Source organism: Nonomuraea sp. bgisy101, from assembly GCF_057708945.1.
Window position 1 is genome coordinate 198924 of the sequence record NZ_JBYITD010000005.1, and the last position, 15947, is coordinate 214870.

Sequence of the window (15947 nt, forward strand, 5' to 3'; positions counted from 1 at the left end):
GCGGTCCCGGAGCCGGAGGCGGGCTCCGGGTGGCAGCCAGGAGCCGGGGGTCAGGCGGCAGGAAGAGGCCGGTGGTCGCAGTCGTAGCCGAAGTAGCGGGGCCCGGCCAGCTCGAGCCCTGCAGGCGTCACCCACCGCGGGTCGCAGGGCGCGCCGATCACGGTGACGCGAAGGCCGTACCGCATCGCCTCGGTGGTCACCGGCTCGCCGGTGTCGGTGTCGAGCACGCAGATCAGGTCGGGCGTGGTCGCCACGATCGCGCCGTCCCTGCGGGCGAGCAGGTGCTCGTTCTGGAAGCTCAGCTCGAAGCTCCCCTCGCCGGCCAGCAGCGCCTTGCCGCGGGCGAACCCGCCGGTGGTGCGCCGCTCGACGTCCACGACCTTCCCGGTGAACAGGGTGACGCCGCCGAGCACGGACGTCGCCGCGGCGACCGGGTCGGCGTGGGCGGCGCGTGCCCGCCGTACGGCCCGCCCGAGATCCTCCGCCAGCGTCAGCGTGGCAGGGACCAGACCGTCGGCGAGCTGGTCGCCGCGCAGCACGGTGTCCGCGCAGGAGACCTGGCAGCCCATCTGGACGCAGGCGGCGCGCGCGATGCGTTCGGCCCAGTGGTTGGAGACGGCGTCGAGCACCAGCGTGTTGCCCTTGTCGTCGGCGATGGCCATGGGCGTGTTCGACACGCCGATCAGGGTGGGCAGCACCATCTGGGCCTCAGGGAAGGCGCGGCCCATGGCGTCGCCGTCGACCAGCGGCAGCCCCGCCTGCGCGGCGGCGGCGATGGGGATCATCGAGTTCACGCCGCCGACCTCGATCGGCACGATGTGGGTGGCGCGGCGGCCGATGACGGCCTCGAGGGCGCGCAGCGCGGCCAGCTCCTCGGTGCCCGCCGGCAGCTTCTCCAGCAGCACGGTGGGCGCGCCCATGCTGGAGACGGGGACGACGGTCGCGTCGGCGGGGACCTCGGCGATGTCGTAGAGCTTCACCGGGCCGTGACGCCTGATCGCCTCCCTCGCCAGCAGCTTGCCGACGTAGGGGTCGCCGCCGCCGCCGGTGCCGAGGATGCCCGCGCCCCTGGCCATGTCGTCCAGCTGCTCGACGCCGATCTCACGCATTGATCTTCTCCAAGTCCAGGTCGCCGACCGCCTTCACCCTGATGCGGGTCGCGTCGCCGGGCAGGTAGGCCAGCGGGACCTCCTCCACCTCGGCGATGCGCACGCTGCCGGCGCGGGCGCCGGCCCGCTCGGCGCGGGTCACGGCCTCGGTCTTCGCCTCCCGCAGGACGGTCTCGCGCGGGCCGGAGTAGACCTTGTCCACCTCTCCGCCGACCTGGGCGATGGCGGCGCCGACGGCGTTGGCCACGGCGAAGTGGTCGGGTCTGCGCACGTCGTCGAAGCCCGGCAGGTCGGAGACCAGGACGCTGCCGCCGCCCACCAGCACCACCGGCAGCGGGTCGGGCGTGGTGCGCATCCTGTCGACGGCGTCGGCCACCCGGTCGGCGATGAGCTTCAGCGACCGGGACGGATCGACGCCCGCGACGAGCGCGGGGTCGCCGATGGCGGCGTATCCTGCGGCCACGGCCAGGTCGGTGGCGGTCAGCGTGCCGCCGCCGAACACCAGCGCCTCCTCCGGCAACCGGTAGCCGACGCTGCGCGGCCCGACGGAGCCGTCGTCCGCCACGAGGGAGCCGCCGCCGATGCCGATCGACAGCACGTCGGGGATGCGGAAGTTCGTCCGCACCTCGCCGACCATCGCCTCACCTGAGGCTTCGCGGGGGAAGCCGCCGACCAGGATGCCCACGTCGGTGGTGGTCCCGCCGATGTCGACGACCGCGCAGTCGGTCAGCCCCGACAGGTAGGCGGCGCCGCGCATCGAGTTCGTGGGACCCGAGGCGAAGGTCGCCACCGGGTAGCGCAGCGCCCTGGAGACGTCCATGAGCGTGCCGTCGTTCTGCGACAGGAACAGCGGCGCGTCGATGCCCGCCACCTCCAGCGCCTGGCCGAAGGCGGCCACGGTGCGCTCGGCGAGGGGGCGCAGCGCGGCGTTGACGATCGTGGCGTTCTCCCTGGCCAGCATGCCCACGCGGCCGATCTCGCTGGACAGCGAGATGTGCACCTCGGGGCCCAGCTCGGCGGCCAGGATGTCGGCGGCGCGCCTCTCGGAGGAGTCGCTGACGGGGGAGAAGACCGACGAGATCGCGACCGTGCGCAGGCCCTTGCGCCTGATGTCGGCGGCGACCTGCCGCAGCTCGCCGGGGTCGAGGTCGGCGATGGGGGTGCCGTCGTACTCGTGGCCGCCGTGGCACAGGTGGACGGCGCCCTCGACGACCTTGCGCAGGCGCTGCGGCCAGTCGACCATGGGCGGCAGCGCCGCCGTGGCGGGCAGGCCGAGCCGTACGGCGGCCACCGGCTCCAGGCGGGCCGCCTCGACGAGCGCGTTGACGAAGTGGGTCGTGCCGATCATGACCGCGGACACCCGGGTGGCGCCGAGGCCCGCGAGGGCCGCGGCGACGCCGCTGGTCACGTCCTCCGTGGTGGGGGACTTGACGGTGGCCAGCACGTCGCCGCCGTCTCCGATGAGGGCTGCGTCGGTGTTGGTGCCGCCGACGTCGATGCCGATGCGCATGTAGGTGGGTTCCTTCAGACGGTGAGGAGTTCGCGGGTCCCTCGGACCAGGCCGAGCTTGCCCGCGACGATGTAGGCCAGGCCGGCCAGCAGGAGGGAGTTGAGCGCGGGGATGCCGATCCACTGGTGATGCTCGCTCAGCCAGCCGACCAGCGCCGCCGCCGCCCAGATGACCAGCGTCGCCGGCACCCAGGTCGGCTCGGTCTCCGGCAGCCTGCCCTCTTCGCGTGAGGACTCGAGGGCGGGCCGCCAGCGCTTGACCACGAAGTACTCGGCCACCATGATCCCCGCGATCGGCGGGGTGATGACGCCGAGGATGAGCAGGAAGTCGGTGAAGCGCTCCAGGATGCCCATCGCGGCCAGGACGCTGCCGAGCACGCCGATGCCGACGGTCACGGCGACCCTGTTCAGCTTCAGGCCGATCGTGGACTCGACGGCGTTGAGCAGGCCGAGCGCCGAGGAGTACAGGTTCCAGTTGTTGATCTTCACGGTGGCGGAGATCAGCACGATGACGCCGATCACGCCGGAGGAGGCGGTGATGATGGCGATGACGTCGGAGGACTTCACCGCGTAGGCCAGCAGTACGCCGGCCAGGCCGAGCACGTACTCCCCGAGCGAGATGCCCACCAGCGTCTGCTTGATCACATCGCCAGTATTGCGGTTGAAGCGCGTCATGTCGGGCGTGGTGACCGCGCCCACGATGTAGGAGCCGGCCACGATCGTGGCGCCGGTGGCGATCGAGATGGGCTCCCCGAACGGCGGCGAGGCGACGAGGGCGCCCAGGTCATGGCGGGAGATCTCCACCCACATCGCCCATCCGGCCAGGCCGAGGAAGGCGGGCACGGTGATGAAGGCGGTCATGCCCATGGCCTTGAATCCGCGGATGACCAGCGCGGTCACGCCGAGGCCCGCGATCAGCGACCAGGCCCACAGCGGGAGCCAGCTCATGATCGAGTGCAGGCCGGCCGCGAAGACCGCGGTCTGCACGCCGAACCAGCCGAACAGGCTGAGGGTGATGATGACGCCGATCAGCGTCGAGCCATAGCGGCCGAAACCGGTCCACCTGGCCAGCACCGAGGTCGACAGGCCCTCGCGCATGCCGGCGATGCCCACGAAGATGCAGACGATCTCCAGGATCACCGAGCCGAGCGTGAACGCCCAGAACGCGCCCCAGAACGACAGGCCCGCGCCGAGCGTGGCGCCGAGCAGGAACTGGGTCAGGTCCGACAGCTGGCCGAAACGCTGCACCGCCACGTTGAACCAGGGGTAGCGGGCGCTCGGCGGCACCCGCTCCAGCGGGTAGTCCTCATCCGTTGTCGTTGTCGCCATGGAGACATGCCTTTCACGGGGGCTTTCACAGGGGGGTGGTCACAGCCGCGCGGGCGGGCCCGCGGCCCTGGCGCGCAGCCGTACGAAGGGGCCGGGCAGGTATCCCAGCGGGGTGTCGGCGGCCTCGAGGATCCGCACGTGCAGGGGGTCGGCTCCGGCGCGGACGGCGCTGGCCCTGGCCTGCTCGACCACCGCCTCCATCGCCGCGGGCAGATCCGCGCGGTCGGGCAGGCGCACGACGCGCTCGTACTGCCCGCCGACGGGGCTGGTGGCCGCGCCGATCGCGCCGGCCGTGGTCGCGTGCTCGGGGTGCAGCCCATCCGGTACGGCATGCGCCCCGCCGCCCACGACCACCAGGGGCAGCCGTCCGGCGCCCGGCTGCATCCGGTCGACGGCCTCGGCCAGCTCGGCCGGCTCGAAGGGCCTGGCCACCCTGATCAGCTCGGGGATGCGCAGGCCGACGGGCACGCCGCCGATGCGGGCGCCGCTGACGGCCTCCTCGGGGAAGCCGCCCGCCAGCACCCCGACCCTGATCCTGCGGGCCCCGACGTCGGCGACGACGGCGTCCCCGAGCCCGGTCAGCACGCCCGCGCCGCGCAGCATGCTGGCGGGGCCGCTGCCGAGGCTCAGGCCGGGGTGCCTGGCCAGGTGCTCCAGGCTCATGAGGGTGCCGTCGCCGCGCGTGACGTGGACGGCGGTCACCGGGGCCAGCGCGGCCGCCAGGCGTTCGGCCACGCCGGTGGCGAACCCGGACAGAGCGGCGTCGAGGACGGTGGCGTTCTCGCGTTCGAGCAGTCCGAGCGTGCCGAGATCGGCCGACAGCGCGATCGGCAGGTCGCCGAGCTCCGCGCGGACGATCTCGGCCGCCTCCTGCTCCTGCTCGCCGTCAAGGGGCGAGAACAGGCCGGTGATGGCGACCGCCTGCGCGGTGGAGGCGACGGAAGCGGCGAAGCGGGCGACGGCGTCCCTGTCGAGCGGGGTCCAGTCCTCGCGGTCGAGCCCGCCGCCGCCGTCCACGATGGCGCTGCCGGCGTCGACGGCGCGCCGCAGGTCGTCGGGCCAGCCGAACAGCGGCCTGACCGCCTCCGCCTCGTGACCGCCGAGGCGCAACACCGCGACCCTGCACAGGCCGCGCCTGCCGTCGACCGCGGCGGCCGCCCCGTGCAGGCCGACGGCCACCTGGGCCGGTGGAGGGGCGGCGAGACGGGCCAGGGCGGCGGTGACGCTGGCCACCGGGTCGCCGGGGACGGAGGCGACCTTGACGGTGGACAGTACCGCGCCCGCGTCGTCGAGCAGGGCGGCGTCGGTGTTGGTGGGCCCGACGTCGACCCCGGCCTTCACGACCTCACCTCGGTGGGCGCGGGCAGGCCGCTGAGACCGTTGAGGCCGAAGGCCTCCGGGCCGGCCATGCGCAGGCCCTCCTCGGTGTGCCAGACCGGGTCGCAGGGCACGCGGACCACGTCCACCCGCAGGCCGTACCTGACGTGCTCGGCGTCGACGACCTCACCGGTGCGGGCGTCGAGCAGCGCGATCACGTCGGGCACCACGGCCAGCGGCGCGCCGTCCTCCAGGACGGCCAGGAACTCGGTGCCCGCCTCGATCCGGACCAGACGGCCCAGGTCGGGTCCGAGGCCCTCGATGACGATCGAGCCGGTCTCGGCGACCTTCCCCGAGACGAGGGGCGCGGGCGGCTCGGAGCCGAGCCGCAGCGCGCGTGTGACCGAGCCGAGCGCGGTGGCGGCGGCGACCTGGCGGCCGCGCATGACGTACTCGGTGGTCGCCACCTGGCCGCCGAACGGTTCGAGCGCGGCGCGCACCAGCCGTTCCAGCCAGCGTCCGTCCACGTGGTCGATGACCACGGTCCTGCCGCGGCCGTCGCAGAGCACGGCGGGGGTGGGGGAGATGCCGCGCAACTGCATGACGGTCTGGTCCATGCGGGGGAAGGCACGGCTCATGCCGTCGGCGTCGACGAGGGGCAGGCCGAGGCGGGCGGCCCAGGCCACCGCCAGGCAGCCGTTCGCGCCGCCGATCTCGCTGGCGAGTACCGCGCCGACGGGCGTGCCGTACAGCTGCTCGACCTTCCGGCGCAGGTACAGGGGCTCGTCGGCGCCGCCGACGCGTTCGGCCATCACCGCGGACGAGCCCGCGCTGCCGACCGGCATCACCAGCAGGTCGGGGTCGAGGTCGCGGGGCTGGACGACGCGGACGGGCCCGTGGTCGGACAGCGCCTGGAGGGCGGCGGACCTGGTGATCGTCACGGGGCCGCCGCCGCCGGAGCCGAGGACGGCGCATCCCCTGGCGTAGGCGGGCAGGGACCCGGTGTCGATGTCCATGCCTCCCACAGTAGGAAGTCGCAGGTCAGTGTTGATGTGCCGAGAGACCCTCTTTGGGGGATCAGTGTGCCCGTGGCACACTTCATGGATGTACTGGGTGGATGACCTGCGGCATCTGGCGGGCCCGCTGACGCCGCGCCCCGCGACCGGGGTGCGGCTGGTGGAGGACCTGCGGCGGGTCGTGTCACAGTCGCGCGGCTCGGTGCTGGTGCTGACCGCGGCCGCCTCCCTCGAGGCCGCCGGTTACCGCCTGGAGGTGGCGCTGCGGGACGCGGGCGCCGCGGAGGCGGCGGCGCTGGTGCTGACGGCGGAGGCCGAGGTGGGGCGCGGCGCCGCCGCGCTGGCCGAACGCGCCGGGGTCGCGCTGCTCGCGGCGGACGGCGATCTGGCCGAACTCGTGGTGGCGATCAATGGGGCGATCGCGGGGGACGCCTCGGACGCGCTGGTCAGGGCCGAGAAGGCGGTGCGCGGCGTGCTCGGCGCCGGCGGCGTGCCCTCGCGGATGGCCCAGGAGGCGGGGTCCGCGCTCGGCGTCGAGGTGGGCGCCGACTTCTCCGCGCCCGACAGGGACGACCATCTCGGGCGGGCGACCAGGATCGTGCTGCGGCTGGCCGAGCTCGCGGCCGCGGCGGGTCCCACGGACGAGGCGCCCGCCCGCTCGCGCGCGCAGGTGCTGACCGAGCTGCTGATCGCCCCTGAGAAGCAGGCGCAGGAGCTCGCACCCCGAGCGAGGACGCTCGGCCTGCCCGTCGACGGCTGGCACGTGGTGCTGCGCGTGGAGGGGCCCGAGCCGTACGCGCTGCTGGACACCGTCGCGGCGCGGGCGGGCAGGGTGGTGCGGGAGCTGGTGGGGCCCGAGTGGAGCGTCGCGATGGCCGACGGAGCGCTGATCGTGGTCCGCACCTCGCCCCGCGACCAGGGACGGGCGGGCCTGCGCGCGGCCGTCGCCGACGCCGCGCGGCTCCTCGAGCGGGTACGGCCGGCCGGCGTCGAGCTGCGCTGCGGCGTCAGCACCGCCCACCAGGGCGTGCTCGGGCTGCGCACCTCGGCGTCGGAGGCCCGTACGGCGCTGCGCCGCGGCTCCACCGCGCTGGCCACCTACGACCTGGCGGGCCTGGACCGCATGCTGGAGGAGTGGTACTCCTCCGACGCCGCCCAGCAGGCGGTGCGGGAACTGCTGCAGCCGATACTGCGACAGAAGAGGGCGGGTTTGCTGCTGGACATCCTGCGGGCATATCTCGACCATCACGGCTCGCCTGCGAAGGCCGCCGAGGAGGTGCGCATGCACCGCAATGCCGTGAGCAGGAACATCAAGCGCATCGAGACGCTCCTGCAGGCCGACCTGGACGACCCCCAACAGCGCCTGGCGCTGCAGTTGGCGTGCAGAGCGGCAAGGATATGAGACATGACGGAACTACTGGACATCGCCTCGGAAGCCGCAAGAGCGGTGGGAGGGCCGCTGCGCAAGGCGTTCCGCTCCCGCCCGCCCGTCGACACCAAGCGTGACTTCCACGACCCGGTGACCGAGCACGATCGCGCCGCCGAGGAGACGATCCGCGAGGTGATCCTCTCGCACCGCCCCGAAAGCGTGATCGTGGGGGAGGAGGGCGGCACCACCGGATCCGGCGAGGTGACCTGGTACGTCGACCCGATCGACGGCACCGCCAACTTCGCCGCAGGCATCCCGTTCTTCTGCGTGTCGATCGCCGCGGCGGTGGACGGTGAGCTGGTCGCAGGCGTCGTCTACGACCCGGTGCGGGAGGACGAGTTCACCGCCTCCACCGAGGGCGCCTGGTGCAACGGGACCCCGCTGCGCTCCAGGGGCGCCGCGCGCGACCGTGAGGCGATGCTGCTGAGCAGCTATCCCACCCCCCGTGACCTGGACCAGCACGGGCAGGCGGCGCTGGACCGCTATGCCAGGGTGATCGGCTCCTTCGCCGCGGTGAGACGCTTGGGCAGCGCGGCGCTCAAACTGGCGCACGTCTCGGGCGGCTGGGCGGACGTGGCCTACGGGCGGCTGTCGCACCCGTGGGACGTGGCCGCCGGCGCGCTGCTGGTACGGCAGGCGGGCGGCGTCTATCTCGGCGATCCGCTGGTCCCCGGCGACTACCTGGCCCATGTGGGCGGCTTCGACCTGGCCGCCTCGGCCCTGGCCGACGTGGCCCGCTGACCGGTCCCTGAGCCTCCGGCGGGTGCGGCCCCGGATCCAGGGGTCAGCCCCTGCGGTGGGCGGCGCCTGCCCGGACGTGCTCGATCATGATCTGTTCCGCCGTCTCGCCGTCGCCGGTCTCCAGCGCCCGCAGGATCCGTTCGTGCGCGTCGAGTTGCCGTCCTGCCAGCTCGACGTCCAGCCACAGCGACGCCCCAGCCGGGACGGGGAAGCTGGCCCTGACCGCTCTGGCCTGCCGGCCGAGGAAGGCGGGGCCGCCGATGTCGGCGATCCGCAGGTGGAACTCCTCTGACTTGCCGCCCAACAGGTCGTGCCTTCCCTGCGCCGCGTCCGCCACCATCGACTCGTGCAGCCGCCTGAGCCCGTCGAGCTCCGCCGCGCCGATGCGGGCGGCCGCCAGCCGCGCGCCCAGGCCCTCGACGACGGCTCGCACCCCGTAGAACTCCTCCAGCGCCTCGTCGCCGAGGTCGACCACGGTCGCCCCGTGATGCGCCTCGTAGCTGATCAGCCGGTCCTTCTCCAGGCGGCGCAGTGCCTCACGGACGGGAGTGACCGACACGCCGAGCCTGGTGGCGACGGCGGCGGCGCGCAGGGGGGTGCCGCCGGGAATCTGCCCGGTGCGGATCTCCTCCAGCAGCGCCTCGTAGACGTAGTCCGCTTTGCTCAACGGCGGTCGCATAACTTATAAGATATAGGATTATGAGCAGTCTTGCCGATATCCGGGTGATCGACGCCGCGACGCTGTTCGCGGGGCCCTCCGCCGCGATGATGCTGGGCGACTTCGGCGCCGACGTCATCAAGATCGAGCATCCGCGCCGCGGCGACCCCTCCCGAGGGCACGGCGCGGCCAAGGACGGCGTCGGCCTGTGGTGGAAGTCGCTGTCGCGCAACAAGCGCGCCGCGGCCGTGGACCTGTCGAGGCGGGAGGGGCAGGAGATCCTGCGCCGCCTCGTACGCCGTTCCGACGTGCTGGTGGAGAACTTCCGCCCCGGCACACTCGAACGCTGGGGGCTGGCGCCCGAAGACCTCATGGAGCTCAACCCGCGCCTGATCGTGGCGCGGATGACGGGGTTCGGGCAGTTCGGGCCGATGGCGGCACAGCCGGGGTTCGGCACGCTGGCCGAGGCGATGAGCGGGTTCGCCGCGATGACCGGCCAGCCCGACGGGCCGCCGACACTGCCCCCGCTCGCACTCGCCGACGGCATCGCGGGCCTGGCCATGTCCTACGCCGTGATGGTCGCCCTGCACGCCCGCGAGCGGACGGGGCGCGGCCAGGTCGTCGACATGGCGATCATCGAGCCGATCCTGGGGCTGCTCGGCCCGCAGATGACCGCCTACAAGGCGCTCGGCGTGGTCCCCCGGCGCACGGGCAACCGCTCCAGCAGCAACGCGCCGCGCAACACCTACCGCACCAGGGACGGCCGCTGGCTGGCCGTCTCCACCAGCGCGCAGACCATCGCCGAGCGCGTGGTCACCCTCGTGGGACGGGCCGACCTGGTCGCCCAGCCGTGGTTCGCCAGCGGGGCGGGCCGGGTCGAGCACGTCGAGGAGCTGGACGAGGCGGTCGGCGCCTGGATCGCCGAACGCGACGCCAAGGAGGTCGTCGCCCGTTTCGAGGAGGCGCAGGCCGCGATCGCCCCGATCTACGACGTGCGCGACATCGCCGAGGACCCGCAGTACGCGGCGCTGGACACCTTCGTCGAGCTGCCCGACGAGGAACTCGGCCCGATCACCGTCCAGAACGTGCTGTTCCGGCTGTCGGAGACCCCCGGCGAGGTGCGCTGGACGGGCCGCAGCCTCGGCAGCGACACCGACGAGGTGCTCGGCGAGCTCGCCTACACGCAGGAGGAGATCGACGAACTGCGCGGGAACGGGGTGGTCGCATGACACTGACCTGGCTGTACGTGCCCGGAGACAGGCCCGAGCGGTTCGACAAGGCCGTGGCGTCGGGCGCCGACGTGGTCATCGTCGATCTGGAGGACGCGGTCGCGCCGGCCCGCAAGGACGAGGCCAGGCGGAACGTCGTCGACTACCTGGGCGCGGGACGGGCCGCCGTGCACGTGCGCGTCAACGACCCCACCACGGAGGCGGGCCGCCGCGACCTGCGGGCGCTGGCCGGCTCGCCGCCGGCCGCGCTGCGGGTGCCCAAGGTCGAGTCGGTCGCGACGCTGGACCTGGTGGACCTCGACGTGCCGATCCACGCGCTGCTGGAATCGGCGGCGGGGGTGGTGAACGCGGCCGCCATCGCCGCCCATCCCAGGGTGGCCGGGGTGGCGCTGGGGGAGCAGGACCTGACGGCCGAGCTGTCCATCACCGACGAGGCGGCCCTCGACCACCTGCGGCTGCAGGTGGTGCTGGCCGCGGCCGCCGCGGGGCTGCCGCCCGTGCCGATGTCGGTGTACGCCGGCATCGGCGACGAGGCAGGGCTGCTGGCCTCCACCAGGCGGGGCAGGGGGCTCGGGCTGTTCGGAAGGGCGGCCATCCATCCCAGGCAGCTGCCGGTGATCCGCGAGGCGTTCACACCCACGCCCGAGGAGGTGGCCAGGGCCAGGGAGATCGCCGAGGCCGCCGAGCGGGCCGGTGACGTGGGCGCGGTGGCGCTGCCCGACGGCAGGTTCGTGGACGCGCCGGTGCTCGCCCGCGCACGCCGTACCCTGGCCCTCGCCGATCGGCTCGCGCCCTGAGCGCATTCGGCGCTCGCGGTAGCGCGCCGGCGGCCGGTCGGCTCGCTGCGGGCACCCGCCGCCGTGTTCAGGAGGGGGGAGCCCAGCGCTGCTCCAGCTCCGCCTCCGAAGGGGGCGGGCCTGGCAGCGGGCGGTGGGCGGGCGGCATCCGCATGGAGTCGAGCATCAGCGCGAGGTAGCGGTGACGCAGCTCCACCGTGCGCGGCTCGTCGCCCAGCTTGATCGAGGCGAGCTGCTCGAACAGCAGCGAGATGTCCGCCACGGTGATGTCCGGCCGCAGCACCTCCGCCTCGATCGCCCGGCGGTGGACCTCGACGGCCAGCTCCGCGGCGCGGGTCGAGTCGCGGTAGAGCTCCTCGGTGGGATGGAAGGTGCCGGCCAGCGCGATGGTCAGCGAGCTGCTGTCGGCCTCGACGATCTCGACCATGTACGTCGCGAACGCCTCCCACGGGTCGCCGTCCATGGCCAGCGACTTCTCGCAGGCGGCGATGTACAGCTTGAGCCCGTCGCCGCAGAGCTTCTGCAGCAGCGCCTCCTTGCTGCCGTAGCGCCGGTAGAGCGCGCTGATCCCGACGCCCGCGCGCTCGGCCACGGCCGAGATCGGGGCGCCGGGGTCGGCGGTGAAGACGGCTCTGGCCGCCTCGAGGATCAGTTCGTCGTTGCGTGCGGCCTGGGCGCGGCGGCCGCTCAAGGGTGCAGCTGTCATGTCCCCAGCATATAACGGAACATACAATTCCGTTCTGTATTGACGTCTCAGCTCGTGCCGGTGAGACGCTCGTGCAGGAAGCGGGCCTGCCGGACGAGCTCGCTGCCGCGCGTCCGGCCCGCGAACTCCGCGACCACCGCCAGTTCGCCACGGGCGTCCGCCCACGAGGCCACCTCGGCCGCGAAGGTCATCAGCCGGGTGTGCGCGGTCGTGGCCCGCTCGCCCGGGCCCGGCAGGCAGGCGGGCAGCAGGCCCCTCATCACCTGCCACACCTCGCGGTGCGCGCCCTGTTCGGCGGCCGTCCTGAGGGCGGCGACCGCGTCGGCCGGGCCGCTCTCGCTCCGCCTGAGCAGGTCGGCCAGTTGCCTGCCGAGCTCCTCGCCTGGAAGGGCCCCGGTGGCGGCCAGGCGCAGCAGCGGCGGTACGGCCCCGCCGTCGGGCCCCTCCATCAGATGGTGGGCCAGCAGCAGCGCCAGGCCGGGCCCGGCCGGCCCGTCTGCGGTGACCAGCAGGTCGAGATCCTGGAGCGAGGGCTTGTTCAGCGGCCAGTACGATCTCAGCGTCCAGGCCGCTCTGGCGGCGGCCAGATCCCTGTGCCCGGCGAGAACGGCGAGCAGCCGTTCGCACGACTCGTCGTGGAAGCGCGGGATGAGGAGGTCGCCCAGCACCTCCTGGTACTCGGCCCCCGAGACGAACTCGGAGGTGATGCGGGTGTCGCCCTGGTGGGTCGTCCAGCGCAGCACGACCCGCGGCTCGGCGGGCCGGTCGGTGAGCCAGCGGGCGACCTTGCGCCCCGCCGTCCCCGTCAGGCCCGCCGCCCGCGAGGCGACCTCCTCGGTGACGGTACGGCCGAGCCGCAGCAGCGCCTGCCGCAGGTCCAGCGGCAGGGCCTCCACGCCGTCACGCTCGTAGCCTTCCAGTCGCTCCACCAGCACGTCCGGGTCGAGCAGGCCGTTGAGGCGCGTCGGAGTGCTCAGCAGGTACGGCGGCAGCCGGCCCTCCACCTGCGCCTGGTACACCTCGGCGTACCGGGCGAGGGGCATGATCTTCTCCGCGGGACCGTGCGCCATGGCAGGAACCCGCTCCGCGACGGTCGCACGGCCGCCCACGCCGGCGCTGCGCTCCGCGCCGGGCTCGGCCAGTTCCCTGGCCATCGCCGCCGCCCAGTCGGCCGTGTGCCACCACGGCCGCCATCTGTACCTGTCGTCCCCGCAGCCCGCGGCGAGCGGAGCCAGCGCGGTGACCAGCCGGGCTCGCTCCTGCCCGGCTCGACGGTGGTCCGCCAGCCGGACGAAACCGTCCAGCCAGAGCTCGGAGCTCAACCAGTCGAACTCGGAGAGTCTGAGCCGGGCCAGCGTGCCGGGGTCGCGCACCGGCGGCGGCATCCGCGGCGGCTCGGGCACGCTCCCGAGCTGCGACGGAACGAACCGCACCGCCTCGGGCCCGGCCGCCGCCGCACCGCCGAAGACCGCAGCCAGCTCCGCGCCCTGGCGGGCGGGCAGCAGCGCGACGGCGTCCCTGATCGTCTCTGCGCCCAGCGGGCCGAACCGTGCCGCGTGCCTGACCGCCAGCTTCACCGCGCGCTCCCGGGCCTCGCCCGACGCGCACAGCATCGCGGCGGCCAGCGCGGGCGCGTAGGCGTCCAGGTCGCCCGCTGGATCCTTCATGAGCCGGTCGAGCCAGGCGAGTCCGGCCCGCACCAGCTTGCCCTCGGCGCGGAACAGCAGCCCCTCGACCGCCTCGCCCGCTCGCGCGGGCGGCATCGGGCCCAGCCGGCGTACCTGTCTCAACGCCAGCTCGCCGACGTTCGCCGGGGCGGAGGGCAATAAGGCCAGGTAGTCGTCGGCGTGCGGAGCGACCTCCTCGGCGGCCGGTTCGAGCATGTCGTGCAGGCGTACGAAGAATCGCTGGTCGGCGGCCTGACCACCGCACAGGAACCGGGTACGGCAGCCGCCCAGCAGCGCCTCGCGGCCGATCCGGCCTTCGCCGGCCAGCGTGACGAGGGCGGCGGGCCATGCGCGGTCGTCGCGCAGGAGCCTGCCCACGCCTTCGGCCTCGAACAGCCTCGGCACCATCGCGTCCAGCAGCGGGTCTCCTGCCAGGTCCTCGGTGCTGGTCGCGGCGATCCAGGCGAGAGTGAGCGGGTCGTGCTTCGGCGGCTCGGCACCCGTACGGCGCAGCAGCTCCAGGGCCAGCCTGACCCGCCGGTCGGCCAGAGGACGCGTGTCGCGCAGCCGCAGCGACAGCCGTACCGCGAACTCCTGCTGCCAGGCCGCCGGCCTGGTCGCCACGGCCCTGACGACCAGCGCGACGTCGTCGGCCTCGGGCGGCTCCCAGTCGCGCTCGAAGTCGCGCCTGTTGAGCCAGGTGGCGGCGGCCGCGGCGCCCGAGATGACGCCCGCCCCCGCGACGCGCATGGGCTCGATCCAGCGACCGCGGACCCTCACGGTGCCGAGAACGTTCTGCGCCTCGTCCAGGGAATAGACCGAACGGCCCATCCTCTCCGCACGGTCGTGGAGCTCGGCCCACCGGGCCTGGCGCTCCTGGTCCCGCTCCCGGTCCCTGTCCTGTCCGGCCTGGCGCGCGATCGGCAGGAAGCCGGGCAGCTCGCGCGCCACCTGGCGGCGCTGCTCCGTGTCGAACCCCGCCACCAGCGTGGCGACGGCGTCGCCGTCCTCGGCGTCGATCGCCGCGCGGACCTCATCCCAGGCGTTCATCATGATCGGGACCATAGGACAGCCCGCCGACAATCCTGAGCAGGCCGGCGCGGGTGCCGGATGCCCGCTCCTTCCTCGCCGCACCGTCGGCGCCAATTGCGGAAAGAATCTTTCCGCAATCCCGTCTAGCGTTGGGGGCATGACGAACACCGGCGAGATCCGTCCCTTCCGCATCGAGATTCCGCAGGCCGACCTCGACGACCTCCGAGCGCGACTGGCCGGCACCCGCTGGCCGGTCCGTCCACCGGTCGACGACTGGAGCCGCGGCGTCCCGCTCGACTACCTCAAGCGGCTCGCCACGTACTGGGCCACCGGGTTCGACTGGCGAGCGCAGGAAGCGGCGCTGAACGAGATCCCGCAGTTCACCACGGAGATCGGCGGGCAGACGATCCACTTCTTCCACGTGCGGTCGCCCGAGCCGGACGCGCTGCCGCTGATCCTCACGCACGGCTGGCCCAGCTCGCCTGTCGAGTTCGTCAAACTCTTCGGTCCGCTGACCGATCCGCGCGCCCACGGCGGCGATCCCGCCGACGCCTTCCACGTCGTCGTGCCGTCGCTGCCCGGCTACGGCTTCTCCAACCCGATGGGCGAGGCGGGCTTCAGCCTGTTCGGCGTCGCGCAGGCCTGGGCCGAGCTGATGAGCCGCCTCGGCTACGAGCGGTACGCGGCACAGGGCACCGACGTCGGCTCGGGAGTCGCGGGGATGCTGCCGATGGCCGATCCGGGGCGCGTGGTCGGCGTCCATCTCACCGGAACCGCCGCCTCGACCCCGTTCGGGCCCGCCCTCGAGCTCGACGGCCTGCCACCTGCCGACCGGGCCCGCGCCGAGCGGTTCAACACCTTCCGCAGCGAGGGCCTCGGCTACCTGACGCTGCAGTCGACCCGACCGCAGACCCTGGCCTACTCGCTGAACGACTCGCCGGTCGGGCAGCTCGCCTGGATCACCGAGAAGTTCCACGAGTGGACCGACCCGGCCGCCGCGCTTCCCGACGAGGCGGTCGACAGGGACCAGTTGCTCACCGCGATCAGCATCTACTGGTTCACCGGGTCGGGGGCGTCCTCCGCGCACGCCGTGTACGAAGGCATGCAGGCCTGGAGGGCGTTCGCCGCGCACCAGGAGTCGGGCGCGGCCGAGCAGTGGCAGCAGGAGCAGGCCGGCCCGCCGACCGGTGTCGCCGTCTTCGCCGCCGACACCACGATCCGCAGCCTCATGGACCCGCGGGGCACGATCACGCACTGGTCGGAGTACGGCACGGGCGGCCACTTCCCCGCGATGGAGGTCCCCGGCCTCCTCGCCGACGACATCCGGACCTTCTGCCGCTCCCTGCGCTGACCCTTCGGAGCCGCCCGTCGCCCTTGTCCGACCCTCGCCCTCCACCGCGCGCGAAGA

The 15947-nt window shown here is 73.5% G+C and carries 13 protein-coding genes; 5 read left to right on the forward strand and 8 right to left on the reverse strand.

What is annotated here, in order from left to right:
• Window positions 1–50: 50 nt before the first annotated feature.
• The 5 genes from AC3EO4_RS11600 to AC3EO4_RS11620 are packed head-to-tail and all read right to left on the reverse strand — an operon-like array spanning window position 51 to window position 6280.
• A complete protein-coding gene (locus AC3EO4_RS11600; protein ID WP_431895298.1) occupies window positions 51–1109 on the reverse strand; it encodes an S-methyl thiohydantoin desulfurase family protein in 1059 nt (352 codons plus the stop codon).
• A complete protein-coding gene (locus tag AC3EO4_RS11605) occupies window positions 1102–2619 on the reverse strand; it encodes a hydantoinase/oxoprolinase N-terminal domain-containing protein (protein WP_379568399.1) in 1518 nt (505 codons plus the stop codon). Before AC3EO4_RS11605 ends, AC3EO4_RS11600 begins: the two co-directional genes overlap by 8 nt.
• Before the next feature lie 14 nt (window positions 2620–2633).
• Entirely contained in the window at window positions 2634–3947 is a 1314-nt protein-coding gene (locus tag AC3EO4_RS11610) for a purine-cytosine permease family protein (protein WP_379568397.1), read from the reverse strand.
• A gap of 39 nt (window positions 3948–3986) precedes the next feature.
• Complete coding sequence (locus AC3EO4_RS11615; protein WP_431895299.1) at window positions 3987–5288, reverse strand: hydantoinase/oxoprolinase N-terminal domain-containing protein; 1302 nt, start codon at window positions 5286–5288, stop codon at window positions 3987–3989.
• A complete protein-coding gene (locus AC3EO4_RS11620) occupies window positions 5285–6280 on the reverse strand; it encodes an S-methyl thiohydantoin desulfurase family protein (protein ID WP_431895301.1) in 996 nt (331 codons plus the stop codon). Before AC3EO4_RS11620 ends, AC3EO4_RS11615 begins: the two co-directional genes overlap by 4 nt.
• 88 nt (window positions 6281–6368) lie before the next feature.
• On the opposite strand from AC3EO4_RS11620, the gene AC3EO4_RS11625 reads away from it, so the two are divergent.
• Together AC3EO4_RS11625 and AC3EO4_RS11630 are read left to right on the forward strand one after the other, a co-directional pair.
• Window positions 6369–7682, forward strand: a complete 1314-nt coding sequence (locus tag AC3EO4_RS11625; protein ID WP_431895303.1) for a PucR family transcriptional regulator — start codon at window positions 6369–6371, stop codon at window positions 7680–7682.
• A 3-nt stretch (window positions 7683–7685) separates the two neighbouring features.
• Window positions 7686–8450 (forward strand): inositol monophosphatase family protein, encoded by a 765-nt coding sequence (locus AC3EO4_RS11630; protein ID WP_379568389.1) that lies wholly within the window; start codon window positions 7686–7688, stop codon window positions 8448–8450.
• A 43-nt stretch (window positions 8451–8493) separates the two neighbouring features.
• Here the strand turns inward: AC3EO4_RS11630 and AC3EO4_RS11635 are convergent, their stop codons facing one another.
• Complete coding sequence (locus AC3EO4_RS11635) at window positions 8494–9129, reverse strand: GntR family transcriptional regulator (RefSeq protein WP_431895306.1); 636 nt, start codon at window positions 9127–9129, stop codon at window positions 8494–8496.
• Window positions 9130–9149: 20 nt separating this feature from the next.
• Here AC3EO4_RS11635 and AC3EO4_RS11640 point away from each other — a divergent pair, with 20 nt between their 5' ends.
• Together AC3EO4_RS11640 and AC3EO4_RS11645 are read left to right on the forward strand one after the other, a co-directional pair.
• Window positions 9150–10337 carry a CaiB/BaiF CoA transferase family protein gene (locus AC3EO4_RS11640; RefSeq protein ID WP_379568385.1) on the forward strand — a complete coding sequence of 396 codons (1188 nt, stop codon included), beginning with the start codon at window positions 9150–9152 and terminating at the stop codon, window positions 10335–10337.
• A complete protein-coding gene (locus AC3EO4_RS11645) occupies window positions 10334–11134 on the forward strand; it encodes an HpcH/HpaI aldolase/citrate lyase family protein (RefSeq protein ID WP_431895308.1) in 801 nt (266 codons plus the stop codon). Before AC3EO4_RS11640 ends, AC3EO4_RS11645 begins: the two co-directional genes overlap by 4 nt.
• 67 nt (window positions 11135–11201) lie before the next feature.
• Here the strand turns inward: AC3EO4_RS11645 and AC3EO4_RS11650 are convergent, their stop codons facing one another.
• Both AC3EO4_RS11650 and AC3EO4_RS11655 read right to left on the reverse strand, forming a co-directional pair.
• The gene (locus tag AC3EO4_RS11650) at window positions 11202–11840 is read right to left on the reverse strand and encodes a TetR/AcrR family transcriptional regulator (protein ID WP_379568381.1); all 639 of its coding nucleotides are present in this window, start codon (window positions 11838–11840) and stop codon (window positions 11202–11204) included.
• Between the two features lie 47 nt (window positions 11841–11887).
• Window positions 11888–14560, reverse strand: a complete 2673-nt coding sequence (locus AC3EO4_RS11655; protein WP_431895311.1) for a DUF7824 domain-containing protein — start codon at window positions 14558–14560, stop codon at window positions 11888–11890.
• A 136-nt stretch (window positions 14561–14696) separates the two neighbouring features.
• Between AC3EO4_RS11655 and AC3EO4_RS11660 the strand changes: the two genes are divergently transcribed.
• Entirely contained in the window at window positions 14697–15890 is a 1194-nt protein-coding gene (locus AC3EO4_RS11660; protein WP_431895313.1) for an epoxide hydrolase family protein, read from the forward strand.
• Window positions 15891–15947: the final 57 nt, after the last annotated feature.